A 26,095-nucleotide genomic window follows, 5' to 3' on the forward strand; every position below is an offset into this window, starting at 1 on the left:
GCCGGGCATCCGCCTTGCTCGCAGGCGCAGCACCACCACCAGCCTGGAAGCCAGAAAGATGAAGGAAAGCAGAGCGCGATCTGAGCACCTCGGCCCTCCGGGTCGCGCCGTCGAGCCGAGGCCCGAGCCGGCCCTGTCGGAAGCGGGCGTTGCCCGCGCCTACAGGCGCCTCGCGCCGGTGTACGACCTGCTGTTCGGACAAGTGCTCGAGCCCGGACGACGCCGCATGGCGGAGGTCATCCGCACGCTGCAGCCCGCCTCGCTGCTGGAGGTCGGTGTCGGCACCGGGCTCGCTCTGGCGCACTACCCGACCACTTCGCGGATCGTGGGCATCGACCTGTCCCACGAGATGCTCGAGCGGGCGCGCGAACGGGCACGCGCTCTGCCGGACCACAAGATCACCATCGCGTACATGAACGCCGAGCGCACGAGCTTTGCGGATGGAAGCTTCGACTGCGTCACCTTGCCCTACGTGCTGTCCGTCACGCCCCGGCCGGCCGAGCTGGTGCGCGAGATCCGCCGGATATGCAAGCCGGATGGAACCATCGTCGTGCTCAACCATTTCAGCGGAAGCAGGTTCTGGTCGCTCACGGAGCGGGCCTTTCGTTCCGCCGCCGAACACGTCGGCTTTCGTTCCGACTTCCGCTACGAGGAGCAGATCCTGTCCCACGATTGGCAAGTGGCCAGCATCGCGTCGGTCAACCTGCTCGGCCTCTCGAAGCTCGTCGTGCTGAAGAACCGCAGGTCCTAGGCGCACGGTAGGAAAGTACCGACCGCGAGTGGCGGTGGCTGCCCGCGCCGGCGCGCAGCACTTGGGCCTCAGATAGCGCCATTGGGCAGAGCTACGGAGGTGATTCCATGCGCGCAAAAGTTCGTTTCCTCGGCCACCCGGTGCACCAGATGCTGGTGGTCTTTCCGCTCGGGCTGCTCGCCACCGCGGTGGTGTTCGACATCATCTACCTGGCGGCCGGCAGGCAGATCATGGCGGCCGTTTCCTACTGGATGATCGCGGCAGGCCTCGTGGGCGGGCTGCTCGCCGCGCCTTTCGGCTTGATCGACTGGCTGAGCATTCCGGAAGGCACCCGCGCCAAGCGCATCGGCGCAGCGCACGGAGGCGGCAACGTGCTCGTCTTGCTCCTGTTCGCCACGAGCTTCCTGCTGCGCGACACGAACTATGCCCCGCAACTGGGCCAGATCGTCTGGGCCTTCGCAGGTGCCGCGATCGCCCTGGTGACGGCCTGGCTCGGCGGCGAACTGGTGGACCGGCTCGCGGTCGGCGTCGACGAAGATGCCGGCCTGAACGCGCCCAGCTCGCTCCACAGCAGGCACGCAACGGTCGGCAAGTAACGAACGATCCGCCGGCCGGTCCTGGCTCACCGCGCCCGGGCAGCTTCGTCACCCCGGGCTGCCTCGGCTTCCAAGGGCTCGATCCGCCATTGGATGCGCATCTTCAGCGTCTCTCCCGGCGCCAGGGTGCGCAATCCGGGCCGGCCTTCCAGATGAAAGGCATCGATGGGCTGCGTGATCGGCTCGAAGCAGAAGGCGGGGCCTTCGGTCGGCCGATACATCAGGCAGTAGTGGTGCGCCGCGCCGCCGTCCTCGATGAAGTCCGGCATGGCCAGGCTGAGCTGCAGGCGGTGCTCCGGCCATTCGATGCGCGCCTCGCCGCCCCAGCCGGTGTAAGCGTTGTCCACGAAACTGCCGAAGGCCGGTGCGCCTCGCCCCAGGTCCCAGTCCTGCGGGATCTGCTCGGTGTGCCGCGTCGGCAGCGGGTCGCTGCCGCAGAGCCAGACGCCCTGCACCGGCGCCACGATGCGCGTGGCGGCCGTTCGCATGAACCAGGGATGCACCCCCAGGCCGTAGGGCATCGGCGACGGGCCCAGGTGCCGGACCTCGAGCGTCTGGTCCAGGCCATCCTCGACCAAGCGAAAGTGCTGGCTCGCCTGGTAGTGGTACGGGTTGCCGTCGAAGTGCCGCGACTGCAGCGTCATCGTCGCGGTGTCATCGGCCAGGCTGTCCAGCTGCCAGGCCTGCAACCAGCCGTCGCCGTGGATCGGATACGGCTCGCCCGCACGATTGGGCCGCATCGGATGAAACTCGCCCGCCGCCTCGAAGCCCCCGCCGCTGATCCGGTTGGACCAGGGCACCATGGGGAAGGAAGCCATGCGGTAAAGATCGGCCGTGGCGCCGTCCCAAGGCCGCCACAGGTCCAGCAGGCCCTCGGCGCGCTCGAGCTGCCAGGCGGCCGCGCTGCCGCCGAGGGAGGGCACGAGGCCCAGGCGCTGGCGACCGTGCCGCAGCCAGACGATGGGGTGTGAAGCGTCCGCAACCATGCTGTCAGCCGGCAAAACGAAAGGCCGGCAACCCCGGGCTGTCGACCTCGATCGCGAACAATCCGCCCGCCAGCGGCTCGGCCACGCATTGCGCCTCGTCCAGCCCCACCTTGGCCGAGCTGATGTACAGCGTGCGCAGCTCGGGCCCGCCGAAGGCGCAGTTCGTCACCTGGCTCACCGGCAGCTCGACGCGCGCCAGCTCGTCGCCGCTCAGCGGATGGTGGCAGCTCACGCAGCTGCCCGCCCAATGCGCGATCCAGATGCGGCCCGCCGCATCGGTGGTCATGCCGTCCGGGAGACCGTCGCCGCGGGCGAAGCGCAGCCAGAGCCGCCGATGGGCGAGGGTGCCGCGCTCCGGGTCGACGTCGTAGGCGAGGACGGCGCCCTTGACCGTGTCGTTGAAGTACATCGTGCGGCCGTCCAGCGACCAGGTCGGTCCGTTGGTCACCGCGAAGCCGCTGTCGTGCTGCGTGCATTGGCCGTCGGGGTCGCAGCGGTACAGCGCGCCGCTCGGGGCCAGGCAGTCGAAGTCCATGGTTCCGCCCCAGAAGCGGCCGCGCGCATCGCACTTGCCGTCGTTGAAGCGGTTGCTGAGCAGCTCCGGCTCGGGCCGCTGCAGCCACTGCGGCCCGGCGCCGGCGGCCGCCGGATCGAAGAAGGCGAAGCCGCGCCGCAGCGTGACGATCAGGCCGGGCGCGTTTTCGCGCTCGGCCAGCGCCGAGATCTCCTCGTCGAAGCGCCATTCGTCCTGCTTGCCGCTGGCCGGATCGAAGCGCCACAGCCGCTTCTCCAGGATGTCGACCCAGTAGAGCGCCTGCTCGCGCACGGACCACAACAGCCCTTCGCCGAGGCTCGCGCCGGCGGGCCGGATGCAGCGCAGCGCGCCTTCGAAGCGCGGAGCGGTAAATGTCGTGGAAAGACCCATGCATGTCTCCGATCCAAGTCTGGCGGGCCACTGCGGACCCTTGACGCGCCGCATCGTAGCAAGGCATATTGATAAGCGAAAGCCTGCAATTGCGTATATATCGATACTCAATTTGCAATGTCAAATCACCAGGAGACCTTCTTGACCGCCACCGCCCGGCGCGCCGACGCGCCTGCTTTTTCCACTTACCCCAGCCTGCGCGACAAAACCGTCTTCGTGACCGGGGGCGGCAGCGGCATCGGCGCCGCGATCGTCGCCGCCTTCGCCGAGCAGGGCGCGCGGGTCGCCTTCGTCGACATCGCGGAGGAGGCCAGCGCCGCACTCGCGCGGCAGATCGGCGAGGCCGGCCACCGCGCCCCCTGGTGGCGCACCTGCGACGTGCGCGACATCGCTGCACTGCAAGCCGCCATCTCCGACGCCGCGCGCGAGCTCGGCGACTTCGGCGTGCTGGTCAACAACGTCGCCAGCGACGACCGCCACACGCTCGAATCGGTCACGCCCGAGTACTACGACGAGCGCATGGCCATCAACGAGCGCCCCGCCTTCTTCGCCATCCAGTCCGTGGTGCCCGGCATGAAGCGGCTGGGCGGCGGCTCGGTCGTCAACCTCGGCTCGACCGGCTGGCAGGGCAAGGGCGGCGGCTATCCCTGCTACGCCATCGCCAAATCCTCCGTCAACGGCCTGACGCGCGGCCTGGCCGTGGGCCTGGGGCGCGACCGCATCCGCATCAACACCGTCTCGCCGGGCTGGGTCATGACCGAGCGCCAGGTCCGCCTGTGGCTCGACGCCGAGGGCGAGCAGGCGCTCGCGCGCAACCAGTGCCTGCCCGACCGCCTGCAGCCGCACGACATCGCCCGCATGGTGCTCTTCCTGGCCTCCGACGACGCAGCGATGTGCACCGCGCAGGAATTCAAGGTGGACGCCGGCTGGGTCTGAGGCAGCTCAGGCGTCGACCTCCAGCCGACGCCCATAGACCGTCAGGCTCGCCGCCTTCAGCGCCCGCATCATCACCTTGGCCGCCGGCGACAGCAGCCGGTCCGTGTGGGTGATGATGCCGAAGGCATCCATGTGGCAGGGCACTGCCACCGGCAGCACCGTGCCCAGCCCGTGCGCGGCGTAGTAGCGCGCCACGTCGGTCGCCAGCACCGCGAGCATGTCCGACTGCTGCAGCATGCGGGTGATGAAGAGCAGGGCCGAGGTCTCGATGACGTTGATCGGCGGCGCCAGGCCTTCCTCCCGGAACATCAGCTCGAAGCGGTGCCGCAGCACGCTGCCCGAGGGCGGCACGATCCAGCCCGCACCGACCAGGTCGCGCAGCGTCAGCCCGGTCATCGCCAGCAACGGGTGCCCGGGCCGCACCAGTGCCGACACGGGCTCCTCGGTCAGCGGCTCGTAGTGCAGCTTGGCCTTGTCGTGCTCGGCGGACAGCCGCGCCACCAGGATGTCGAGCTTGCCCTGCTCGAAGCGCTCCATCAGCACCGCGCTGGTCTCGATCTCCAGCGCCACGCGCAGGTTGGGCTGGTCGCGCTTGACGATCGCGATGGCGGGCGGCATGAGCGTCAGCCCCGGCGCGGTGATGGTGCCCACGCTCACCTGGCCGAAGCGCCCGGCCTTCAGCGCCATGAGCTCGTCGTGCGCCTCGTTGAGGCTGGCCAGCGCCATGCGCGCGTGGCGGATCATGCTCTCGCCGTACCACGTGGGGCGCATGCCGCGAGGCAGGCGCTCGAAGAGCGGCACCTCCAGCACGTCCTCCAGGTCCTTGAGCAGCTTGGAGGCGGCCGGCTGGGTCATGTTCAGCACCTGCGCGGCGCGGTGGATGTTGCCTTCCTCCGCCAGCGCGACCAGCAGCAGCAGTTGCCGCGTCTTGAGGCGAGCACGGATGAACCAGTGCGTGTAGTTCGTCATGGGGTTTTCCTGAATCCTGTTTCCGGTATCGATTCGATCCAAATCTTCATTGGAAAGATATCAGTGCGATTCCTACACTCCGCCGCACCTTCCGCAACAAGTCCAGGAGCCCTCACGTTGAAGCGCAGTCCCGAAGTCCAGCTCAGCGCGCGCCATTACATCAATGGCCGCTGGGAGACCGGCGTGACCAGCGGGCAAAGCATCAATCCCTCGGACCTGCGCGAAACGGTGGCCGAGTACGCGCGGGCCGACCGCAGCCAGACCGAGCAGGCCGTGCGCGCCGCGGCCGACGCCTTCCGCGCCTGGAGCATGACCACGCCGCAGCGCCGCGCCGACGCACTCGACCAGATCGGCAGCGAGATCCTGGCGCGCAAGGACGAGCTGGGCCTGCTGCTGGCGCGCGAAGAGGGCAAGACCCTGCCGGAAGCCGTCGCCGAAGCCGCGCGTGCCGGGCAGATCTTCAAGTTCTTCGCCGGCGAGGCGCTGCGGGTGGGCGGCGAAAGCGTCGCCTCGCTGCGCCCGGGCGTGCACGTGGACATCACGCGCGAACCCGTGGGCGTGGCGGGCCTCATCACCCCCTGGAACTTCCCGCTGGCCATTCCCGCGTGGAAGATCGCGCCGGCGCTGGCCTGCGGCAACGCGGTGGTGTTCAAGCCCTCCGAGCTGGTGCCGGCCTGCGGCTGGGCGCTGGCCGAGATCATCGGCCGCGCCGCCCTGCCGGCGGGCACCTTCAACCTCGTGATGGGCAGCGGGCGCGAGGTCGGCCAGGCGCTGATCGAGCATCCGCTGGTGGATGCACTGAGCTTCACCGGCTCCGCCGCGACCGGCGAGCGCGTGCTGCAGGCCGCGGCCGCGCGGCGCGCCAAGGTGCAGCTCGAAATGGGCGGCAAGAACCCGCTGGTCGTGCTCGCCGATGCCGACCTGGAGCTGGCGGTGGACTGCGCGGTGCAGGGCGCCTTCTTCTCCACCGGCCAGCGCTGCACGGCATCGAGCCGCCTCATCGTCGAGGCGCCCGTGCACGATGCCTTCGTCGCGCGGCTCAAGCAGCGCATGGCCGCGCTGAAGGTCGGCCATGCGCTCGAGCCCGGCGTGGACATCGGCCCGGTGGTCGACCGCGCGCAGCTCGAAGAGAACATGGCCGCCATCGCGGCCGCGCGCGAGGAGGGCGCCGAGCACGTCCACGGCGGCGACCTGCTGCAGCGCCCGAGCGAGGGCCATTACATGAGCCCGGCGCTGTTCCTCGCCCGGCCCGACCACCGCATTGCCCGCGAGGAGGTCTTCGGCCCCGTGGCCTGCGTGCTGCGCGCCGACGATGCCGAGCACGCGCTGGCACTGGCGAACGACACGCCCTTCGGCCTGTGCGCCGGCATCTGCACCAACTCGCTGCGCCATGCGATGCACTTCCGCCGCCATGCGCGCGTGGGCATGACGATGGTCAACCTGCCCACGGCCGGCATCGACTACCACGTGCCTTTCGGCGGCCGCAAGGCCTCGAGCTACGGCGCGCGCGAGCAGGGCCGCCATGCGGCCGAGTTCTACACCACCGTGAAGACCGGCTACATGCGGGCATAGAAGTTCCAGGAGGGAAGCGCTGCCGCCCACAGCAAGAGCCGAAGGCCGCAGCCATCTCAGTGCGTTTCGATGTTTAAACCATACCAACCAGGAGACAGCAGCATGAAACTGAACCGCCGCACATTGACCACCGCCATCGCCGCCGCTTCGCTGGCCGCGCTTCTGCCGGCCACGGCGCTCGCGCAGAAGAAGATCGTCCTGGGCTTCAGCCAGGTCGGCGCCGAGAGCGAATGGCGCACCGCCAACACCGAGTCGATCAAGTCGGCCGCCAAGGAGGCCGGCATCGAGCTCAAGTTCTCCGACGCCCAGCAGAAGCAGGAGAACCAGATCAAGGCCATCCGCTCCTTCATCGCGCAGAAGGTCGACGTGATCGCCTTCTCGCCGGTGGTCGAGTCGGGCTGGGAGACGGTGCTGCGCGAAGCCAAGGCCGCCAAGATCCCGGTGGTGCTGACCGACCGCTCCGTCAACACCAAGGACGATTCGCTCTACGTCAGCTTCATGGGCTCCGACTTCGTCGAGGAAGGCCGCAAGGCCGGGCGCTGGCTGGTCGAGAAGATGAAGGACCAGAAGGGCGAAGTCAACATTGTCGAGCTGCAGGGCACGGTGGGCTCGGCCCCCGCGATCGACCGCAAGAAGGGCTTCGAGGAGATCATCAAGGCCGACCCCAAGTTCAAGATCATCCGCTCGCAGACCGGCGACTTCACCCGCGCCAAGGGCAAGGAGGTGATGGAGGCCTTCCTCAAGGCCGACGGCAAGAAGATCAATGTGCTCTACGCGCACAACGACGACATGGCGATCGGCGCCATCCAGGCCATCGAGGAGGCCGGGCTGAAGCCGGCCAAGGACATCACCATCATCTCGATCGACGCCGTGAAGGGCGCCTTCGAAGCCATGATCGCCGGCAAGCTGAATGTCTCGGTCGAATGCAGCCCGCTGCTGGGGCCGCAGCTGATGGCCGCCGTGAAGGACATCAAGGCCGGCAAGCCGGTGGCCAAGCGGATCGTGACGGAGGAAACCATCTTCCCGATGGAAGTTGCCGCAAAAGAGTTCCCCAAGCGCAAGTACTGAAATGTGGCGAAGGCGCGCGGCCCTGCTGCGCGCCCGCCGGACAACCCCAGGAGACCCAGCCCATGAAACGCAACTTCCTCAAATCCACCCTGGCCATCGCGGCCCTCGCCATCGTCGGCACGGCCGGCTTCTCCCTGCCCGCCCAGGCCCAGGACAAGGGCCCGATCGCGATCTCGATGCCGACGAAATCGTCGGCCCGTTGGATCGCCGACGGCTCGAACATGGTCAAGTACTTCAAGGAAAAGGGCTACAAGACCGACCTGCAGTACGCCGACGACGACATCCCCAACCAGCTCGCGCAGATCGAGAACATGGTGACCAAGGGCTCGAAGGTGCTGGTGATCGCGGCCATCGACGGCACCACCCTGTCCGACGTGCTGCAGAAGGCTGCCGACAAGGGCGTGAAGGTCATCGCCTACGACCGGCTCATCAAGGGCTCGAAGAACGTCGACTACTACGCCACCTTCGACAACTTCCAGGTCGGCGTGCTGCAGGCCCAGTCGATCGAGAAGGCGCTCGACCTCAAGTCCGGTAAGGGCCCCTTCAACATCGAGCTCTTCGGCGGCTCGCCGGACGACAACAACGCCTTCTTCTTCTACAACGGCGCGATGTCGGTGCTCGACCCGTACATCAAGAGCGGCAAGCTGGTGGTGCGCAGCAAGCAGATGGGCATGGACAAGGTCGGCACGCTGCGCTGGGACGGCGCGGTGGCGCAGTCGCGCATGGACAACCTGCTGTCGGCCTACTACAGCAAGGACCGCGTCGACGCGGTGCTGTCGCCCTACGACGGCCTGTCGATCGGCATCCTCTCCTCGCTCAAGGGCGTGGGCTACGGCTCGCCGCAGCAGCCGATGCCGATCGTGTCGGGCCAGGACGCGGAAGTGCCCTCGGTCAAGTCGATCCTGCGCAAGGAGCAGACCTCCACCGTCTTCAAGGACACGCGCGAGCTGGCGAAGGTCACGGTCGCCATGGTCGACGCCATGCTGGCCGGCAAGACGCCCGAGGTGAACGACACCAAGACCTACAACAATGGCGTGAAGGTGGTGCCTTCGTACCTGCTGAAGCCGGTGAGCGTCGACGCCTCGAACTGGAAGCCGGTGCTGGTCGACAGCGGCTACTACAAGGAAAGCCAGATCAAGTGAGCGTGCGGCACGGCGGGCGGGCTCTGCCGCCCGCCGCTGCAAAAAATCCGTTCACGCTGAGCTTGTCGAAGCGCCGCGCGGCGCTTCGACCGGCTCAGCCCGAACGGTTCTTGTTGATCGAACGTAATTCCGTATGAGCGACGACGCCATTCTTCTGGAGATGCGCGGCATCACCAAGACCTTCCCCGGCGTGAACGCGCTGGACAACGTCAACCTCGCCGTGCGCGCGGCGCAGATCCACGCCGTGGTGGGCGAGAACGGCGCCGGCAAGTCCACGCTGATGAAGGTGCTCAGCGGCGTGTACCCCTGCGACTCCTACGCCGGCGAGATCCATTTCGACGGCGAGCTGCGGCGCTTCCGCGGCATCGCCGACAGCGAGGCGCTGGGCATCATCATCATCCACCAGGAGCTGGCGCTGGTGCCGCTCTTGTCCATCGCCGAGAACATCTTCCTCGGCAACGAGACGGCGCAGCGCGGCATCATCGACTGGAGCGAGGCCTGGCGCCGCACCGGCGAGCTGCTGGCCAAGGTGGGCCTGAAGGAGCGGCCCACCACCCTCGTCACCGACCTGGGCGTGGGCAAGCAGCAGCTGGTCGAGATCGCGAAGGCGCTTTCCAAGCGCGTGCGCCTGCTGATCCTGGACGAGCCCACCGCCAGCCTCAACGAGAGCGACAGCGACGCGCTTCTGGCGCTGCTGCTGGAGCTCAAGGCGCAGGGCATCGCCTCGATCCTGATCTCGCACAAGCTCAACGAGATCGCCAAGGTCGCCGATGCCATCACCGTGCTGCGCGACGGCAGCACCGTGGAGACCATCGACTGCCGGCGCGAGCCGATCAGCGAGGACCGCATCATCCGCGGCATGGTCGGGCGCGACATGGCGCACCGCTACCCGCTGCGCACGCCGCGCATCGGCGAGCGCGTGCTGGAGGTCAGCAACTGGCGGGTGCACCACGCGCTGCACGCCGACCGCGAACAGATCAAGGGCGTGGACCTGCACGTGTGCCGCGGCGAGATCGTCGGCATCGCGGGGCTGATGGGCGCCGGGCGCACCGAGTTCGCGATGAGCGTGTTCGGCCGCTCCTACGGCCAGCGCATCAGCGGCACGGTGCGCATGCACGGCAAGGAGGTCGACGTCGGCACCATCCGCAAGGCCATCGACCACGGCATCGCCTACGTCACCGAGGACCGCAAGGGCGCCGGCCTGGTGCTGGAGGAAGACATCCGCACCAACATCAGCCTGGCCAACCTGGAGGCCGTCTCGAATGCGATGGTGATCGACGAGGCACGCGAGTACAAGGTGGCCAGCGACTACCGCAAGGCGCTGCGCATCCGCAGCGCCGATGTCTACCAGCAGGTGGTGAACCTGTCGGGCGGCAACCAGCAGAAGGTGGTGCTGAGCAAATGGCTCTTCGCCAAGCCGGAGCTGCTGATCCTCGACGAGCCGACGCGCGGCATCGACGTCGGTGCCAAGTACGAGATCTACACCATCATCGACCAGCTCGCCGGCGAGGGCAAAGGCATCCTGATGATCTCTTCCGAAATGCCGGAGCTGCTGGGAATGTGCGACCGGATCTATGTGATGAACGAGGGACGCTTCGTCGCCGAATACCCGGTGGCGGAGGCCTCGCAGGAGCGCATCATGCGCGCAATCGTGAACTCGGGAGGTGGCATCCATGGCCAATGAATTGCAGGCGGCCGAGGCCGTGCCGAACCTGGAGGGCGCGGCCGCGAAGGCCACCATTCACCCGGGCTTCCTGAAGAGCAACCTGCGCGAATACGGCATGCTGATCTCGCTGGTCGCGATCATGGTGCTGTTCCAGGTGCTCACCGAGGGCACGCTGATGCAGCCGCTCAACCTCACGAACCTGGTGCTGCAGAACAGCTACATCGTGATCATGGCGCTGGGCATGCTGCTGGTGATCGTGGCCGGCCACATCGACCTGTCGGTCGGGTCGGTGTGCGGCTTCATCGGCGCGCTGGCGGCGGTGCTGATGGTGGAGTACGAGTGGCACTTCGTCCCCACCTTCCTCGCCTGCCTGATCGCGGGCGGCGCCATCGGCGCGGCGCAGGGCTGGTTCGTCGCCTACTTCCGCATCCCGTCCTTCATCGTCACGCTGGCCGGCATGCTGGTGTTCAAGGGGCTGTCGCTGGCGCTCCTGGCGGGCCAGTCCGTCGGACCTTTCCCGGTGGCCTTCCAGCGGCTGAGCTCGGGCTTCATTCCCGAGGCGCTGGCCACCGACGGCCCGCGGCTGACCTCGCTGCTGCTGGGCGCGCTGGCGGCGGCGGCACTGGTGTTCTTCAAGCTGCGCGGGCGCGCCCAGCTGGCGCGGCACGGCATGGAGGCGGAGCCCTTCGCCTTCTTCCTGCTGAAGAACGTGATCTTCGCGGCCATCATCCTGTTCTTCAGCTGGCTGCTGGCCTCGTACAAGGGGCTGCCCAACGTGCTGATCGTGATGGCGGTGCTGATCGTGGCCTACGACTTCGTCACCACCCGCACGACGGTCGGGCGCCGCATCTACGCGCTGGGCGGCAACGAGAAGGCAGCGCGGCTGTCCGGCGTCAAGACGCAGCGCCTGGCCTTCCTCGCCTTCGTCAACATGGGCGTGCTGGCCGCGCTCGCGGGGCTGGTGTTCGCGGCGCGCCTCAACACCGCCACGCCCAAGGCGGGGCTGGGCTTCGAGCTCGACGTGATCGCGGCCTGCTTCATCGGCGGCGCCTCGGCCTCGGGCGGGGTGGGCAAGGTGATGGGCGCGGTGATCGGCGCCTTCGTGATGGGCGTGATGAACAACGGCATGTCCATCCTCGGCATCGGCATCGACTACCAGCAGGTCATCAAGGGGCTGGTCCTGCTGGCGGCGGTGTTCGTCGACGTGTACAACAAGAACAAGTGAGGGCCACGGCCATGCAGCCTGTCCTGGCGCTCGAGGGGATTCGCAAGCAGTTCGCCGGCGTCGACGCGCTGCGCGACGTGCAGCTGCGCCTGTACCCGGGCGAGATCCACGCGCTCATGGGCCAGAACGGCGCGGGCAAGTCGACCCTCATCAAGGTGCTGACCGGGGCCTTGCCCTCCGGCGGCGGCACGATGCGGCTGGACGGCGAGGCGATCCACCCGGCCTCGCCGCTGGAGGCGCAGAAGCTGGGCATCAGCACCGTCTACCAGGAGGTCAACCTCTGCCCCAACCTCTCGGTGGCCGAGAACGTGTTCGCCGGCCGCTATCCGCGGCGCGGCGCGGCCGAGGGCTTTCGCATCGACTGGTCGGCGGTGAACCGGCGTGCGCGCGAGCTGCTGGCGCGCATCGGGCTGGACATCGATGTGGCGCGCCTGCTGTCGAGCTACCCGGTGGCGGTGCAGCAGATGGTCGCGATCGCGCGCGCGCTGGGCGTGTCCTCGAAGGTGCTGATCCTCGACGAGCCGACCTCCAGCCTGGACGAGGACGAGGTCCGCAAGCTCTTCGAGGTGCTGCGCCGGCTGCGCGACGAAGGGCTGGCGATCGTGTTCGTCACCCACTTCCTGAACCAGGTGTATGCGGTGTCGGACCGCATCACCGTGCTGCGCAACGGCGCATGGGTCGGCGAATGGCGGGCCAGCGAGCTGGGCCCGCAGGCGCTGATCGCCGCCATGCTGGGGCGCGAGCTGGCAGCGCAGTCGGCACGGCCGGCGGCGCTGCCGGCCGTGGCCATCGATGCGCCCGCGCTGCTGGAGGTGCAGGGACTGGGCCAGTCGGGCCAGCTGCAGCCGGTGGACTTGCGGGTGCGCGCCGGCGAGATCGTGGGCCTGGCCGGCCTGCTGGGCGCCGGACGCACGGAGCTCGCGCGTCTGCTCTTCGGGCTGGAGGCGCCGGATCGCGGGCAGCTGCGCATCGACGGCGAGCTGGTGCGCTTCGCGAGCCCCGCCGACGCGATCCGCCACGGGCTCGCGCTGTGCCCGGAAGAGCGCAAGACCGACGGCATCGTGGCCGAGCTGTCGCTGCGCGAGAACATCGCACTCGCCTTGCAGGCGCGGCTGGGGGCGCGCCGTTTCCTGTCGCGCGCCGAGCAGGCTGCGCTGGCCGAGCGCTACGTGACCGCACTGGACATCAAGGCCGCGAGCGTGGAGACGCCCATCGGCCTGCTCTCCGGCGGCAACCAGCAGAAGGCCATCATCGCGCGCTGGCTCGCCACCGAGCCGCGGCTGCTGATCCTCGACGAGCCGACGCGCGGCATCGACGTGGCCGCCAAGCAGGAAATCATGACGCAGATCCTGAGCCTGGCGAAGGCCGGCATGGCGGTGCTCTTCATCTCGTCGGAGATGAGCGAGGTGGTGCGCGTGGCGCATCGCATCGTGGTGCTGCGGGATCGCGCCAAGGTGGGCGAGCTGCCCGCCGGCAGCAGCGAAGACGAAGTCTGCGAACTGATTGCGGCCACGCCATGAGCTGCCGGGCCGTTCCCCAGGCGAATAGCACCAAGCCAAAGGCGAAGGTATCCCAGTGAGCACCACTCCCTCTTCCAACTTCCTTGCGACGGCATTTCGCCACCGGCTCGCGTGGCCGCTGCTCACGCTGTTGCTGCTGCTCGCGCTCAACGCGGTCTTCAACCCGGGCTTCCTGCACCTCGAATGGCGCGACGGCCATCTCTACGGCAGCCTGATCGACATCCTCAACCGCGCGGCGCCGCTGGTGCTGGTGTCGCTGGGCATGACGCTGGTGATCGCCACGCGGGGCATCGACATCTCGGTGGGCGCGGTGGTGGCCATCGCCGCGGCGCTGGCGGCCTGGATGATCGGCGGCTCGGTCTCGGGCAACGTGAGCCGCTTTCCGATGCCGGTGGCGATCGCGGCGGCCATCGGCATCGCACTGGTGTGCGGGCTTTGGAACGGCCTCCTGGTCGCGCGCGTGGGCATGCAGCCCATCATCGCGACGCTGATCCTGATGGTGGCCGGGCGCGGCATCGCGCAGCTCATCACCGGCGGGCAGATCATCACCATCTACTACCAGCCCTTCTTCTTCCTCGGCAGCGGCTACCTGCTGGGCCTGCCCTTCTCGCTCTTCGTGGTGGGGCTGGTCTTCGTCCTGCTCTACCTCGCGATCACGCGCACCGCGCTCGGCCTGTTCATCCAGGCCGTCGGCATCAACCCGACCGCTGCGCGCGTCGCCGGGGTGCAGGCGCGGCGGCTGGTGGTGGGCGCCTATGCCTTCTGCGGCGCCTGCGCGGGCGTGGCCGGCCTGCTCATCAGCTCCAACGTGAAGAGCGCCGACGGCAACAACGCCGGGCAACTGCTCGAGCTCGACGCGATCCTCGCCGTCACGCTGGGCGGCACGGCGCTCACGGGCGGGCGCTTCAGCCTGGTCGGCAGCGTGATCGGCGCGCTCATCATCCAGACCCTGACCTATGCCATCTATTCGCTGGGCGTGCCGCCCGAGATCAACCTGGTGGTGAAGGCGGTGGTGGTGTTCGCGGTGATGCTGATGCAGTCGCCGGAGTTCCGCGGCACCCTGGGCAACCTTGTGCGGCGCCCGGCGCTCGAGGGAGCGGAAGGATGAGCGCCGCACGGCCGCCCGAAGGCGCGAAGGCCCCCTCGGGGGGCAGCGCAGTACACGAAGTGACAAGCGTGGGGGTCCTATGAGCGCGGTGATGGACAAGCGGGAAGCGGCCGCCACCGGAACTGTGCCGGGCGCCGCCGATCGGCCGCGCTTCAACCCCAAATACCTGCCGCTGGCCGCCACCGTCTCGCTCTTCGTGACGATGGCCGCGCTCGGCTCGGTGCTCTACGACGGCTTCTTCTCGGCCCAGGTCTTCCTCAACCTGCTGATCGACAACGCCTTCCTGATCGTGGTGGCGATCGGCATGACCTTCGTGATCCTCTCCGGCGGCATCGACCTGTCGGTGGGCTCCGTGATCGCGCTCACCACCATGGTCTCGGCCTCGCTGGTGGAAAAGCATGGCTGGAATCCGGCGGCGGTGATCCCGCTCGTGCTGCTGATGGGCACCGTCTTCGGCGGGGTGATGGGCGTGCTGATCGAGCGCTTCCGGCTGCAGCCCTTCATCGTCACGCTGGCGGGCATGTTCCTCGCGCGCGGACTCTGCTACCTCATCAGCATCGACTCGATCAGCATCACCAACGAGTTCTATTCCTCGGTCTCGCAGCTGCGCATTCCGGTGGGCTTCGACGCCTCGCTGTCGATCAGCGCAGTGATCGCGCTCGTCGTGCTGGCCGTCGCGGTCTTCATCGCGCACTGGACGCCCTTCGGCCGCACCGTCTATGCGATCGGCGGCAGCGAGCATTCGGCCATGCTGATGGGCCTGCCGGTGCGCTCCACGCTGGTGGGCGTGTATGCGCTGTCGGGCTTCTGCTCGGCGCTGGCCGGCGTGATCTTCACCTTCTACATGCTCTCGGGCTACGGCCTGCACGCGATGGGGCTGGAGCTCGACGCGATCGCAGCCGTGGTCATCGGCGGCACGCTGCTGACCGGCGGCGTCGGCTACGTGGCGGGCACGCTCTTCGGGGTGCTCACGCTCGGGATCATCCAGACCTTGATCGCCTTCGACGGCACGCTGAGCTCCTGGTGGACGCGCATCGTGGTGGGCGCCTTGCTCTTCTTCTTCTGCCTGCTGCAGCGCTTCTTCACGGCGCGCGCGCCGCGGCGCTGAGTTCCTCGCTTTTTTCCATTCCCCGTTCCCAAGAAAGCCCGCCTCATGCCGGATGCTCCCAAGAAACTACGTTCCGCCGAATGGTTCGGCCCGGCCGACAAGAACGGCTTCATGTACCGCAGCTGGATGAAGAACCAGGGCATCCCCGATCATGAATTCGACGGCCGCCCGATCGTGGGCATCTGCAACACCTGGTCGGAGCTCACGCCCTGCAACGCGCACTTCCGCAAGATCGCCGAGCACGTGAAGCGCGGCATCTCGGAGGCGGGCGGCTTCCCGGTGGAGTTCCCCGTGTTCTCCAACGGCGAGTCGAACCTGCGGCCCACCGCGATGCTCACCCGCAATCTCGCCAGCATGGACGTGGAAGAGGCGATCCGCGGCAACCCGATCGATGCCGTGGTGCTGCTCACCGGCTGCGACAAGACCACGCCCGCGCTGCTGATGGGCGCGGCCAGCTGCGACATCCCCGCCATCGTCGTGACCGGCGGCCCCATGCTCAACGGCAAGCTCGAGGGGCGCGACATCGGCTCGGGCACCGCGGTGTGGCAGCTGCACGAGTCGCTCAAGGCGGGCGAGATCGGCCTGCACCAGTTCCTCGCGGCCGAGGGCGGCATGTCGCGCTCGGCCGGCACCTGCAACACCATGGGCACGGCCTCCACCATGGCCTGCATGGCCGAGGCGCTGGGCACCTCGCTGCCGCACAACGCCGCGATTCCGGCCGTCGATGCGCGCCGCTACGTGCTGGCGCAGATGTCGGGCGCGCGTGCGGTGGCGATGGCGCGCGAGGGGCTGACGCTGTCGAAAATCCTCACGCGCGAGGCTTTCGAGAACGCGATTCGCGTCAACGCGGCGATCGGCGGCTCGACCAACGCGGTGATCCACCTCAAGGCCATCGCGGGACGCATCGGCGTCGAGCTGGAGCTGGAGGACTGGACGCGCATCGGCCGCGGCACGCCCACCATCGTCGACCTGTTGCCCTCGGGGCGCTTCCTGATGGAGGAGTTCTACTACGCGGGTGGCCTGCCTGCGGTGCTGCGCCGGCTCGGCGAGGCGGGCCTGCTGCCGCATCCCGGCGCGCTCACCGTCAACGGCCACTCGCTCTGGGACAACGTGCGAGAGGCGCCGAGCTACAACGACGAGGTGATCCGACCGCTCGACCGGCCGTTGATGGACGACGGCAGCATCCGCATCCTGCGCGGCAACCTGTCGCCGCGCGGCGCGGTGCTCAAGCCCTCGGCCGCCACGCCCGAGCTGCTCCAGCATCGCGGGCGCGCGGTGGTGTTCGAAGACTTCGACCACTACAAGCAGCGCATCGGCGACGAGTCGCTGGAGGTCGACGCCAGCTCGGTGCTGGTGATGAAGAACTGCGGCCCGCGGGGCTACCCCGGCATGGCCGAGGTCGGCAACATGGGCCTGCCGCCCAAGCTGCTGCGCCAGGGCATCAAGGACATGGTGCGCATCTCCGACGCCCGCATGAGCGGCACCGCCTACGGCACGGTGGTGCTGCACGTCGCGCCCGAGGCGGCGGCCGGCGGCCCGCTCGCGGCGGTGCGCGACGGCGACTGGATCGAGCTGGACTGCGAGGCGGGCCGGCTGCACCTGGACATCAGCGACGAGGAGCTGGCGGCGCGCCTCGCGGCGCTGGCCGCGCCGGCCGAGGCGGTACCTGCGCCCGCGAAGGCGCGAGGCGGCTACCAGCGCCTGTACATCGACCATGTGCTGCAGGCCGACGAAGGCTGCGATTTCGACTTCCTGGTGGGCTGCCGCGGGGCCGAGGTGCCGCGGCACTCCCACTGATCCCACCCCACTCCTGGACCCTTCATGACGCTCGACAACCCCCGCCACCGCGGCATCTATCCGGTCGCGCCCACCACTTTCACCGAATCGGGCGAGCTCGACCTCGCGAGCCAGAAGCGCTGCATCGACTTCATGATCGATGCCGGCTCCGACGGCATCTGCATCCTGGCGAACTTCTCCGAGCAGTTCCTTTTGTCGGACGAGGAGCGCGAGGTGCTCACGCGCACCGTGCTCGAACATGTGGCGGGCCGCGTGCCGGTCATCGTCACCACCACGCACACCAGCACCCGCGTCTGCGCCCAGCGCAGCCGGCGCGCGCAGGACATGGGCGCTGCCATGGTGATGGTGATGCCGCCCTACCACGGCGCCACCTTCCGCTGCATCGAGCCGCAGATCCAGGCCTTCTACGCCGGCATCTCGGACGCCATCGACATCCCCATCATGATCCAGGACGCGCCCGCGAGCGGCACGCCCTTGTCGGCTTCCTTCCTTGCGCGCCTGGCGATGGAGATCGAGCACGTGGCCTACTTCAAGATCGAGACCGCCGGTGCGGCCTCGAAGCTGCGCGAGCTGATCCGCCTGGGTGGCCAGACCATCGAGGGGCCATGGGACGGCGAGGAGGCGATCACGCTGCTGCCCGACCTGGATGCCGGCGCCACCGGCTCGATGACGGGCGGCGGCTATCCGGATGGCATCCGCCCCATCATCGAGGCGCATCGCAACGGCGAACGCGAGCGCGCGTATGCGCTCTACGAGCGCTGGCTGCCGCTCATCAACTACGAGAACCGGCAGGCCGGCTTCCTGGCCGCGAAGACGCTGATGAAGGAGGGCGGCGTGATCGCCTGCGAGGCGCCGCGTCAGCCGTGGCCGGCATTGCATCCGGAGACGCGCAAGGGCCTGATCGAGACGGCGAAGCGGCTCGATCCCATGGTGCTGCGCTGGGGGCGTTGACGGGGGAGCGTGCCGCGCTAGCATGAGCGCGAAAGGCTTCGCGATGACTTATCAGCTTCACTACTGGCCCACCATCCAGGGCCGCGGCGAATTCGTGCGGCTCGCGCTCGAGGCGGCCGGCGCCGAATACGTCGACGTTGCGCGCCAGCCGGCCGAAAAGGGCGGTGGGGAGTCCGCGCTGGCGCGGCGTTTGAGCGATCCCGGGAATCCGCGCCCTTCCTTCGCGCCGCCCTTCCTGGTGGACGGCGATGTGGTGGTCGGCCAGACTGCTGCGATCCTGCTCTACCTGGGCCCGCGCCTGGGCTTGGCCGGCATCGGCGAGCGCGACGGGCTGTGGACGCACCAGCTGCAGCTCACCATCGCCGACGTGGTGGCCGAGGCGCACGACACGCACCACCCGATTTCCGTCGGCGACTACTACGAGGACCAGCGCGAGGCCGCGCAGGCGCGCGCCAAGTGCTTTCGCGAGGAGCGCATTCCCAAGTACCTCGACTGGTTCGAGCGCGTGCTGCAGCGCAATCCGGCGGGGGACGTGCATCTGGTTGGAGACAGCCTGACCTATGCCGATCTGTCACTGTTCCAGCTTGTGGCGGGGCTGCGCTATGCCTTTCCCAAGGCGACGGCGCGCGCATTGGCGCGCACGCCGGCGGTGGAAAAGCTGCATGCCAATGTCGCCCGGCGGCAGCGGGTGCGGGAGTACCTGCAGAGCGCGCGGCGGATTGCGTTCAATGAGGAGGGGATCTTCAGGTGTTATCCGGAGCTGGATGGTTGAGCGGCGTGGTGGGTGTGCATTCGACGGGCCCTGAAGGACTGCTGTTTGCTACTCGTGCTTTGTCCGCCGTCATTGGCCGCATGCTCGCAGAGGGGCTGCGGCCGTCATCAGCTTGGGATTGCGAGTACGGGGCTCACGGTCCGGAAGGGGGCAACGCGTGTTGTGACTGCCAAGGTGCGGGATCGTCCGGCGGGTCCAGCTTGAAGGTAATGGGCTGACGGAGCACCACCTTGACGGGTGTGCCACGGTACGTGTGAGGCCGGAATTTCCATTGGCTGACCGCGGTGACTGCCGCGTCTGCCAAGAGTTTGTGTGGCTCGCCGATAACGGTCGTCCGAGCGACGTTGCCGAGCTCATCAACCTCCATCTCGATGATGACTCTTCCCTCGATGCCTGCTCGCCTTGCCTCCCGCGGATATGGGGAGGGCGCTCCGTGCAAGATTCGAGTTGGCTGGTCCAGGCCCGGCCGGTCCTTCCACGGTGGGTACTCCGTCGCGAGGGCCGCTGAAGCCTGCTCAAAGCTCAGGAACTCGGACCCCCCTATCGAATACCTCGGAGGTTTGGTTGAGCAGCCAACCAACGTGGCGGCGCACAGGCCAGCGGCGAGAAGTGTGCGCAACGGAATCCGGATCGATACACGGCGATCGGATGGCATCGACGTGCGCGATCTCGATGCGTGCGCTGGCGATGCAGCGAAATTCTTCTTTTTCATGGGGCCCCTGTTTTTGGTGCCGCGGACTGTAGCCGAGCCAGGAGCGATCAAAAACTCGTTTTTTGTCGCGCAAAGGTTACCCGCTCGCCTCGAGCGTGCGCGACGCAAGACTCACAAGGGGCTCGTCAAATGTGAATCGCCTTCAGTGTGTGAAGTGGCCGCCGAGGCGGAAATGAAGCCCGAAGACCCGAGTCAGCGCTCGTTTTCGCGCAGCCGCAGCGCCAGGTCGTAAAGCGCATTGCGCGGCGCGCCGCTGATCTCGGCCGCGAGCCGCACCGCACTCTTCAGCGGCAATTCGCCCAGCAGCAGGCGCAACACGCGCTCGCCTTCGGCGCTGTCGTCAGGGGCGGCGAGCAGGGGATGCAGTACCAGCGCGAATTCGCCGCGCGTGCGGTCGCGGCTGGCCGCCAGCCAGGCGGGCAGCGCTTCGGCGGCCATCGTGGCGATCTCCTCGAATTGCTTGGTGAGCTCGCGCCCCACCGTCACACGCCGTTCGCCCAATGCGGCGAGCGCGCGCGCGAGGGCCTCGATGCGATGCGGCGCCTCCAGCAGCAGCACGCTGCGCGGCTCGGCGGCGAGCGCCTGCACCGCGGTGTCGCGCTCGCCGGCCTTGGCAGGCAGGAAGCCGGCGAAGACGAAGGCGCTCTCGGCCTCGCCGCCCGCGACGAGGCCCGCTGCCGCGATCAGCGTGGTCACGCTGCTGGCGCCGGGCAGCGGCAGCACGCGCAGGCCGGCCTCGCGCACGGCGGCGGCCAGTCGCGCGCCGGGGTCGCTGACGCCGGGCGTGCCGGCATCGCTGACATAGGCAATGCGCTCGCCGGCGGCAAGGCGCGCGACCACGCCCTGCGCCGCCACGGCTTCGTTGTGCTGGTGCAGCGCAAGGAGCTGCGCCGAAGGCCGCTCGATGCCGTAGGCGCGCAGCAGGCTCTGCGTGTGGCGCGTGTCCTCGCAGGCGACCGCATCGACGATCTGCAGCACGTGGAGGGCCCGCAGCGTGATGTCGGCCAGGTTGCCGATCGGCGTGGCGACGACGTAGAGCGCGCCTTCGGGATAATGCTGCGCGCCCGCGGCATCGCGAGCGGCCAGCAGGGCCGCGGCGAAGGAGGCGGGGACAAGGGAGGTCAAGCGTGTTTCTCCAGAACAAGAAGGTGGCCGGGGCCACCACCAAGCAGCGCGGCGATGCGGCCGAGGCGGCCGCCCTCGCACATCTTGAGGCAGCCGGCCTCGTGCTGGTCGCGCGCAATTATCGAACCCCGGGCCGCGGCGGCGGCGAGATCGACCTGATCATGCGCGACCCGCGCGACGGCACGCTGGTGTTCGTCGAGGTGCGCCAGCGCGCCGGTGCGAGCCATGGCGGCGCGGCCTCCAGCATCACGGGCGTGAAGCAGCGGCGCATCGTATTCGCGGCGCGGCACTACCTGAGCCGGCTGCGCACGCTGCCACCCTGCCGCTTCGACGTCGTGCTGGTGGAAGCGCGCATCGAATGGATCCGGGCCGCCTTCGAAGCGTATTGATATCGTCCGGGAACCCTGCCCGCCCACCGAACTCAAGGGGGGCAATAACCTTTTGTTGCGCCACCCGCAGTTATCATCCCGCCCCATGCTCGAGCAACGGATCCAGCAGCACTTCATCGACAGCGCAGACCTCAAGTACCAGGCCGGCCCGCTTCTCAGCAAACCGATCTCGCAGGCCATGCAGGCCCTGCTCGCCTGCGTCACCAGCGGCGGCAAGATCCTGGCGTGCGGTGCGGGCGTCTCGGGCCTGCTGGCGGCGCAATTCGCCGCGCAGTTCGTCGGCCGCTTCGAACGCGATCGTCCCGGCCTCGGCGCCATCGCGCTGCCGCTCGATCCCATCGACCCCGCCGCCGACACCGCAGAGGTCGGCGACCCCGACCGCTTTGCACGCCAGGTGCGCGCACTGGGGCAGGGCGGCGACGTGCTGCTGGCCCTCAGCGCCAGCGGCCAGTCGGCGGCCGTGCTGGCCGCCGTGGAGGCGGCGCACATGCGCGACATGACCGTGGTGGCACTGCTGGGCAACGCCGCAGGCAGCGGCGCCAGCAACAGCAATCCCGGCGGCGCGGTCGGGCGCGCCCTGCGCGAAACCGATGTCCAGGTCTGCGTACCGCACGAGCGCGCGGCACGCATCCACGAAGTCCACCTGCTCGTGCTGCACTGCCTGTGCGACGGCGTGGACGCCCAGTTACTCGGAGAACAGGAAGGTTCCATATGACGACGACATCCCTCCGGCGCCTCGCGCTGGCCCTGGCCGCGGGCGCCACCTTGGCCGCCGGCCTCTCCGCCTGCGTGCCGCTGGTGGTCGGCGGCGCCGCGGTGGTCGGCGCCGGCATGGTGGCGACGGACCGCCGCAGCTCGGGCGCACAGGTCGACGACCAGGGCATCGAGCTGCGCGCGAGCGCGCGGGTGCGCGAGATCGCCAACGACCAGATGTACGTCAGCGTCACCAGCTACAACCGCCAGGTGTTGCTGACCGGCGCCGTGGGCAACGAGGCCGACCGCCGCCGGGTCGAGGACGTGGTGCGCCGCGTGGACAACGTGCGCTCGGTGGTCAACGAGCTGACGATCGGGCCGCCGAGCACCTTCCAGCAGCGCTCCAGCGACACCTTGATCGTCGGAAAGATCAAGGCCTCGCTGCTCGACGCGAAGGACGTCTTCGCCAACTCCTTCAAGGTCGTCGTGGACCGCGGGACGGTCTACCTGATGGGCCTGGCCACGCGCCGCGAGACCGATCGCGCCACCGACATCGCGCGCGGCGTGTCCGGCGTGGAGAAGGTGGTGCGCGTGGTCGAGATCGTCAGCGAAGCGGAGCTGGCCGGCCAGGCGCAGCAGGGCGGCACCGGCTCAGCGCCGGGCTCGCGCGTGCCGCTGCCCCCGATGGAGCCGCTCCCGCCCGCCGGTTCGTCGCAGCCGTCCGGCGGTGCGATCGCCACCCCTGTCAGGTAGGCGAATCCAGGAACACCGCGGAACCGGCCCTGAGCCCGACGAAGGGGCCTGTCCTGAGCCCGGCGAAGGGGCTTGTCCTGAGCCCGGCGAAGGGCTGGGCCACTGGTGTTGCCCCCGGAAGGGGGTGGGCGGCTACACGAAGTGAGCCAACCTGGGGGAGAGCTTATTTCAGCCGCGTGATCAGGCTCGACGTGTCCCAGCGCCGCCCGCCGGCCTGCTGCACGTCGGCATAGAACTGGTCCACCAGCGCGGTCACCGGCAATTGCGCGCCGTTGCGCCTGGCCTCGTCGAGCACCAGGCCGAGGTCCTTGCGCATCCAGTCGACGGCAAAGCCGAAGTCGAACTTGCCCTCGATCATGGTCTTGCCGCGGTTGTCCATCTGCCAGCTCTGCGCGGCGCCCTTGCCGATCACGGCGAGCACCTCGTTCATGTCCAGGCCGGCACGCCGGCCGAACGCGATCGCCTCGGACAGGCCCTGCACCAGGCCGGCGATCGCGATCTGATTGACCATCTTCGCGAGCTGACCGGCGCCGCTGTCGCCGAGCCGGGTGACGGCGCGCGCGAAGGCGGCGATCACCGGCCTGGCACGCTCGAAGGCCGCCGCATCGCCGCCGCACATCACGGTCAGCACGCCGTTTTGCGCGCCGGCCTGGCCGCCGGAGACCGGGGCATCGATGAACTGCAGGCCGCGTTCGAGCGCGGCTTCAGCCAACTCGCGCGCGACGTCGGCCGAAGCGGTGGTGTGGTCGACGAAGACCGCGCCTCGGGCCATGCCGGCGAAGGCGCCGTCCGCGCCCAGCACCACCGAGCGCAGGTCGTCGTCGTTGCCGACGCAGCTGAAGATGATGTCGGCACCGGCCGCGGCTTCGCGCGGGGTGGGCGCGTGGCGCAGGCTGCCCTTGGCCTGGGCGCCGAACTCCTGCTGCCAGGCGGCGGACCTGGCAGCCGTGCGGTTGTAGACCGCGACGCTGTGGCCGGCCAGGGCGAGGTGCCCGGCCATGGGATAGCCCATCACGCCGAGGCCGAGGAAGGCGACCTTGTGCGCCGGGATGGGGTCGTAGGTTTTGGGGTGGAGGCTGCTCATGAGGGCGAGCTTATCGCCCCTGGCCGCCTCCCCGCATTCAGACGATCGCGAAGTGCTCGGTGCCCGCGGAGAGATCGGTGGTGCGCGCGCGCTGGCTGTTGAGCTTGATCTGCAGCCGCAGGTCGTTGGCGGAGTCGGCGTTGCGCAGCGCATCCTCGAAAGAAATCATGTTGGTCTCGAACAGGTCGAACAGCGCCTGGTCGAAGGTCTGCATGCCGAGGTTGCGGCTCTTCTTCATGATTTCCTTGATCTCGCCCACCTCGCCCTTGAAGATCAGGTCGCTGATCAGCGGCGTGTTCAGCAGGATCTCCACCGCGGCGACGCGCCCATGGCCGTCCTCGGTAGGAACGAGGCGCTGCGAAATCAACGAGCGCAGGTTCAGCGACAGGTCCATCAGCAGCTGGGCCCGGCGCTCCTCGGGGAAGAAGTTGATGATGCGGTCCAGCGCCTGGTTGGCGCTGTTGGCGTGCAGCGTGGCCATGCACAGGTGGCCGGTCTCGGCGAAGGCCACGGCATGCTCCATGGTCTCGCGGTCGCGGATCTCGCCCATCAGGATGACGTCGGGTGCCTGGCGCAGCGTGTTCTTGAGCGCGGCCTCCCAGCTGTCGGTGTCGATGCCGACCTCGCGCTGCGTCACCACGCAGTTCTTGTGCGGGTGCACGAATTCGACCGGGTCTTCGACCGTCACGATGTGGCCGAAGGAGTTGTCGTTGCGCCAGTCGATCATCGCGGCCAGCGTGGTCGACTTGCCCGAGCCGGTGGCGCCCACCAGGATGCACAGGCCGCGCTTGGACATCGCCACGTCTTTCAGCACCTGGGGCATGCCCAGCCCGTCGATGGTGGGCAGCGTGGCCGGAATGGTCCGCAGCACCATGCCCACCTTGCCCTGCTGCACGAAGGCGTTGACGCGGAAGCGGCCGATGCCGGTGGGCGAGATCGCGAAGTTGCACTCCTTGGTGCGCTCGAACTCGGCGGTCTGCCGGTCGTTCATGATCGAGCGCGTGAGCGCGAGCGTGTGCTGCGCGCCCAGGGCCTGTTGCGACACCTTGGTGACCTTGCCGTCGATCTTGATCGCGGGGGGGAAGTCGGCGGTGATGAACAGGTCGCTGCCGTTGCGGCTCACCATGAGCTTGAGCAGTTCGTTGATGAACTGGCTGGCTTGATCGCGTTCCATGTCGGTACTCCGGTGCGGGCAGGCTCGTTCAGCCTGGGAAATTCTCGGGAATCTTCGCCTTGCCGCGCGCCTCGGCGGCCGAGATGACATTGCGCCGCACGAGGTCCGTGAGGCACTGGTCCAGCGTCTGCATGCCCTGGCCGCTGCCGGTCTGGATCGACGAGTACATCTGCGCCACCTTGCCCTCGCGGATCAGATTGCGGATGGCCGAAGTGCCCAGCATGATTTCGTGCGCCGCCACCCGGCCTTGCGCGTCCTTGGTCTTGCACAGGGTCTGCGAGATCACGGCCTGCAGCGACTCGGACAGCATGGCGCGGATCATTTCCTTCTCCTCGCCGGGGAACACGTCGATGATCCGGTCGATGGTCTTGGCGGCCGACGAGGTGTGCAGGGTGCCGAACACCAGGTGGCCGGTCTCGGCCGCGGTCATCGCGAGGCGAATGGTTTCCAGGTCGCGCATTTCGCCGACCAGGATCGCGTCCGGGTCCTCGCGCAGCGCGGAACGCAGCGCGTTGGCGAAGGACAGCGTCATCGGCCCGACCTCGCGCTGGTTGATCAGGCACTTCTTCGACTCGTGCACGAACTCGATCGGGTCTTCCACCGTCAGGATGTGGCCGTACTCGGTCTCGTTGAGATAGTTGATCATCGCGGCCAGCGTGGTGGACTTGCCCGAGCCGGTCGGGCCGGTCACCAGCACCAGGCCGCGGGGCTTGAGCGCGAGGTCGCCGAAAATCTTGGGGGCGTTCAGCTGCTCCAGCGTGAGGATCTTCGAAGGAATGGTCCGGAACACCGCCGCCGCGCCGCGGGCCTGGTTGAAGGCGTTCACGCGGAAACGGGCGAGGCCGTCGATCTCGAAGGAGAAGTCGACCTCCAGGAACTCTTCGTAGTGCTTGCGGTGCGTGTCGCTCATGATGTCGTACACCATGGCATGCACCGCCTTGTGGTCGAGTGCGTCGACGTTGATGCGCCGCACGTCGCCGTGCACGCGGATCATGGGGGGCAGGCCGGACGACAGATGCAGGTCCGAGGCCTTGTTCTTCACGCTGAAGGCAAGCAGTTGGGTGATGTCCACG

Annotated in this window: 25 protein-coding genes; 17 read left to right on the forward strand and 8 right to left on the reverse strand. The window is 68.4% G+C overall.

The window, feature by feature from the left end; translation table 11 throughout:
• Positions 1 to 58 precede the first annotated feature (58 nt).
• On the forward strand, positions 59 to 751 hold the full coding sequence (locus AC3A6Y_RS06105; protein WP_487867313.1) for a class I SAM-dependent methyltransferase: 693 nt from the start codon (positions 59 to 61) through the stop codon (positions 749 to 751).
• Between the two features lie 107 nt (positions 752 to 858).
• The gene (locus AC3A6Y_RS06110) at positions 859 to 1,347 is read left to right on the forward strand and encodes a DUF2231 domain-containing protein (RefSeq protein WP_487867314.1); all 489 of its coding nucleotides are present in this window, start codon (positions 859 to 861) and stop codon (positions 1,345 to 1,347) included.
• 26 nt (positions 1,348 to 1,373) lie between these two features.
• On the opposite strand, the gene AC3A6Y_RS06115 is transcribed toward AC3A6Y_RS06110, so the two are convergent.
• Complete coding sequence (locus AC3A6Y_RS06115; protein WP_487867315.1) at positions 1,374 to 2,333, reverse strand: aldose 1-epimerase; 960 nt, start codon at positions 2,331 to 2,333, stop codon at positions 1,374 to 1,376.
• Positions 2,334 to 2,337: 4 nt separating this feature from the next.
• Positions 2,338 to 3,258 (reverse strand): SMP-30/gluconolactonase/LRE family protein, encoded by a 921-nt coding sequence (locus tag AC3A6Y_RS06120; protein WP_487867316.1) that lies wholly within the window; start codon positions 3,256 to 3,258, stop codon positions 2,338 to 2,340.
• A 117-nt stretch (positions 3,259 to 3,375) separates the two neighbouring features.
• Between AC3A6Y_RS06120 and AC3A6Y_RS06125 the strand changes: the two genes are divergently transcribed.
• Positions 3,376 to 4,194, forward strand: a complete 819-nt coding sequence (locus tag AC3A6Y_RS06125) for an SDR family NAD(P)-dependent oxidoreductase (protein WP_487867317.1) — start codon at positions 3,376 to 3,378, stop codon at positions 4,192 to 4,194.
• A gap of 6 nt (positions 4,195 to 4,200) precedes the next feature.
• Here the strand turns inward: AC3A6Y_RS06125 and AC3A6Y_RS06130 are convergent, their stop codons facing one another.
• Positions 4,201 to 5,163 carry a LysR family transcriptional regulator gene (locus tag AC3A6Y_RS06130; protein WP_487867318.1) on the reverse strand — a complete coding sequence of 321 codons (963 nt, stop codon included), beginning with the start codon at positions 5,161 to 5,163 and terminating at the stop codon, positions 4,201 to 4,203.
• A gap of 117 nt (positions 5,164 to 5,280) precedes the next feature.
• Between AC3A6Y_RS06130 and AC3A6Y_RS06135 the strand changes: the two genes are divergently transcribed.
• The 11 genes from AC3A6Y_RS06135 (at position 5,281) to AC3A6Y_RS06185 (ending at position 19,092) form a co-directional block, all read left to right on the forward strand.
• Positions 5,281 to 6,735 (forward strand): aldehyde dehydrogenase family protein, encoded by a 1,455-nt coding sequence (locus AC3A6Y_RS06135; RefSeq protein WP_487867319.1) that lies wholly within the window; start codon positions 5,281 to 5,283, stop codon positions 6,733 to 6,735.
• Positions 6,736 to 6,837: 102 nt separating this feature from the next.
• Complete coding sequence (locus AC3A6Y_RS06140) at positions 6,838 to 7,803, forward strand: ABC transporter substrate-binding protein (protein ID WP_487867320.1); 966 nt, start codon at positions 6,838 to 6,840, stop codon at positions 7,801 to 7,803.
• Between the two features lie 62 nt (positions 7,804 to 7,865).
• Positions 7,866 to 8,945 carry a multiple monosaccharide ABC transporter substrate-binding protein gene (chvE, locus tag AC3A6Y_RS06145; RefSeq protein ID WP_487867321.1) on the forward strand — a complete coding sequence of 360 codons (1,080 nt, stop codon included), beginning with the start codon at positions 7,866 to 7,868 and terminating at the stop codon, positions 8,943 to 8,945.
• Positions 8,946 to 9,078: 133 nt separating this feature from the next.
• Positions 9,079 to 10,629, forward strand: a complete 1,551-nt coding sequence (mmsA, locus tag AC3A6Y_RS06150) for a multiple monosaccharide ABC transporter ATP-binding protein (protein ID WP_487867322.1) — start codon at positions 9,079 to 9,081, stop codon at positions 10,627 to 10,629.
• Complete coding sequence (mmsB, locus tag AC3A6Y_RS06155) at positions 10,619 to 11,836, forward strand: multiple monosaccharide ABC transporter permease (RefSeq protein WP_487867323.1); 1,218 nt, start codon at positions 10,619 to 10,621, stop codon at positions 11,834 to 11,836. Before mmsA ends, mmsB begins: the two co-directional genes overlap by 11 nt.
• 11 nt (positions 11,837 to 11,847) lie before the next feature.
• Positions 11,848 to 13,356 (forward strand): sugar ABC transporter ATP-binding protein, encoded by a 1,509-nt coding sequence (locus tag AC3A6Y_RS06160; protein WP_487867324.1) that lies wholly within the window; start codon positions 11,848 to 11,850, stop codon positions 13,354 to 13,356.
• Positions 13,357 to 13,411: 55 nt separating this feature from the next.
• Positions 13,412 to 14,464: an ABC transporter permease gene (locus tag AC3A6Y_RS06165; RefSeq protein ID WP_487867325.1), complete on the forward strand. Its 1,053-nt coding sequence runs from the start codon at positions 13,412 to 13,414 to the stop codon at positions 14,462 to 14,464.
• 79 nt (positions 14,465 to 14,543) lie between these two features.
• A complete protein-coding gene (yjfF, locus tag AC3A6Y_RS06170) occupies positions 14,544 to 15,572 on the forward strand; it encodes a galactofuranose ABC transporter, permease protein YjfF (RefSeq protein WP_487867326.1) in 1,029 nt (342 codons plus the stop codon).
• A gap of 45 nt (positions 15,573 to 15,617) precedes the next feature.
• The gene (locus AC3A6Y_RS06175; RefSeq protein WP_487867327.1) at positions 15,618 to 17,369 is read left to right on the forward strand and encodes an IlvD/Edd family dehydratase; all 1,752 of its coding nucleotides are present in this window, start codon (positions 15,618 to 15,620) and stop codon (positions 17,367 to 17,369) included.
• A 24-nt stretch (positions 17,370 to 17,393) separates the two neighbouring features.
• Positions 17,394 to 18,320 (forward strand): dihydrodipicolinate synthase family protein, encoded by a 927-nt coding sequence (locus AC3A6Y_RS06180; protein WP_487867328.1) that lies wholly within the window; start codon positions 17,394 to 17,396, stop codon positions 18,318 to 18,320.
• 43 nt (positions 18,321 to 18,363) lie between these two features.
• A complete protein-coding gene (locus AC3A6Y_RS06185; RefSeq protein WP_487867329.1) occupies positions 18,364 to 19,092 on the forward strand; it encodes a glutathione S-transferase in 729 nt (242 codons plus the stop codon).
• A 133-nt stretch (positions 19,093 to 19,225) separates the two neighbouring features.
• Here the strand turns inward: AC3A6Y_RS06185 and AC3A6Y_RS06190 are convergent, their stop codons facing one another.
• Both AC3A6Y_RS06190 and rsmI read right to left on the reverse strand, forming a co-directional pair.
• A complete protein-coding gene (locus AC3A6Y_RS06190; RefSeq protein ID WP_487867330.1) occupies positions 19,226 to 19,804 on the reverse strand; it encodes an energy transducer TonB in 579 nt (192 codons plus the stop codon).
• Positions 19,805 to 19,996: 192 nt separating this feature from the next.
• On the reverse strand, positions 19,997 to 20,929 hold the full coding sequence (gene rsmI / locus AC3A6Y_RS06195; protein WP_487867331.1) for a 16S rRNA (cytidine(1402)-2'-O)-methyltransferase: 933 nt from the start codon (positions 20,927 to 20,929) through the stop codon (positions 19,997 to 19,999).
• Between the two features lie 2 nt (positions 20,930 to 20,931).
• Here rsmI and AC3A6Y_RS06200 point away from each other — a divergent pair, with 2 nt between their 5' ends.
• From AC3A6Y_RS06200 to AC3A6Y_RS06210, 3 genes are all read left to right on the forward strand, one after another.
• Entirely contained in the window at positions 20,932 to 21,318 is a 387-nt protein-coding gene (locus tag AC3A6Y_RS06200; protein WP_487867332.1) for a YraN family protein, read from the forward strand.
• An 85-nt stretch (positions 21,319 to 21,403) separates the two neighbouring features.
• On the forward strand, positions 21,404 to 22,033 hold the full coding sequence (locus AC3A6Y_RS06205; RefSeq protein WP_487867333.1) for an SIS domain-containing protein: 630 nt from the start codon (positions 21,404 to 21,406) through the stop codon (positions 22,031 to 22,033).
• Entirely contained in the window at positions 22,030 to 22,764 is a 735-nt protein-coding gene (locus tag AC3A6Y_RS06210; RefSeq protein ID WP_487867334.1) for a BON domain-containing protein, read from the forward strand. The genes AC3A6Y_RS06205 and AC3A6Y_RS06210 overlap by 4 nt, the downstream gene beginning before the upstream one ends.
• A 163-nt stretch (positions 22,765 to 22,927) precedes the next feature.
• On the opposite strand, the gene AC3A6Y_RS06215 is transcribed toward AC3A6Y_RS06210, so the two are convergent.
• From AC3A6Y_RS06215 to AC3A6Y_RS06225, 3 genes are read right to left on the reverse strand one after another with little or no spacing between them, the layout of a single operon-like run.
• Complete coding sequence (locus AC3A6Y_RS06215) at positions 22,928 to 23,848, reverse strand: NAD(P)-dependent oxidoreductase (protein WP_487867335.1); 921 nt, start codon at positions 23,846 to 23,848, stop codon at positions 22,928 to 22,930.
• A gap of 37 nt (positions 23,849 to 23,885) precedes the next feature.
• Positions 23,886 to 25,022: a PilT/PilU family type 4a pilus ATPase gene (locus AC3A6Y_RS06220; RefSeq protein WP_487867336.1), complete on the reverse strand. Its 1,137-nt coding sequence runs from the start codon at positions 25,020 to 25,022 to the stop codon at positions 23,886 to 23,888.
• Between the two features lie 28 nt (positions 25,023 to 25,050).
• On the reverse strand, positions 25,051 to 26,094 hold the full coding sequence (locus tag AC3A6Y_RS06225; protein ID WP_487867337.1) for a type IV pilus twitching motility protein PilT: 1,044 nt from the start codon (positions 26,092 to 26,094) through the stop codon (positions 25,051 to 25,053).
• Between the last annotated feature and the right edge of the window lies 1 nt (position 26,095).

This window comes from Variovorax sp. Soil_C_17 (genome assembly GCF_057657265.1).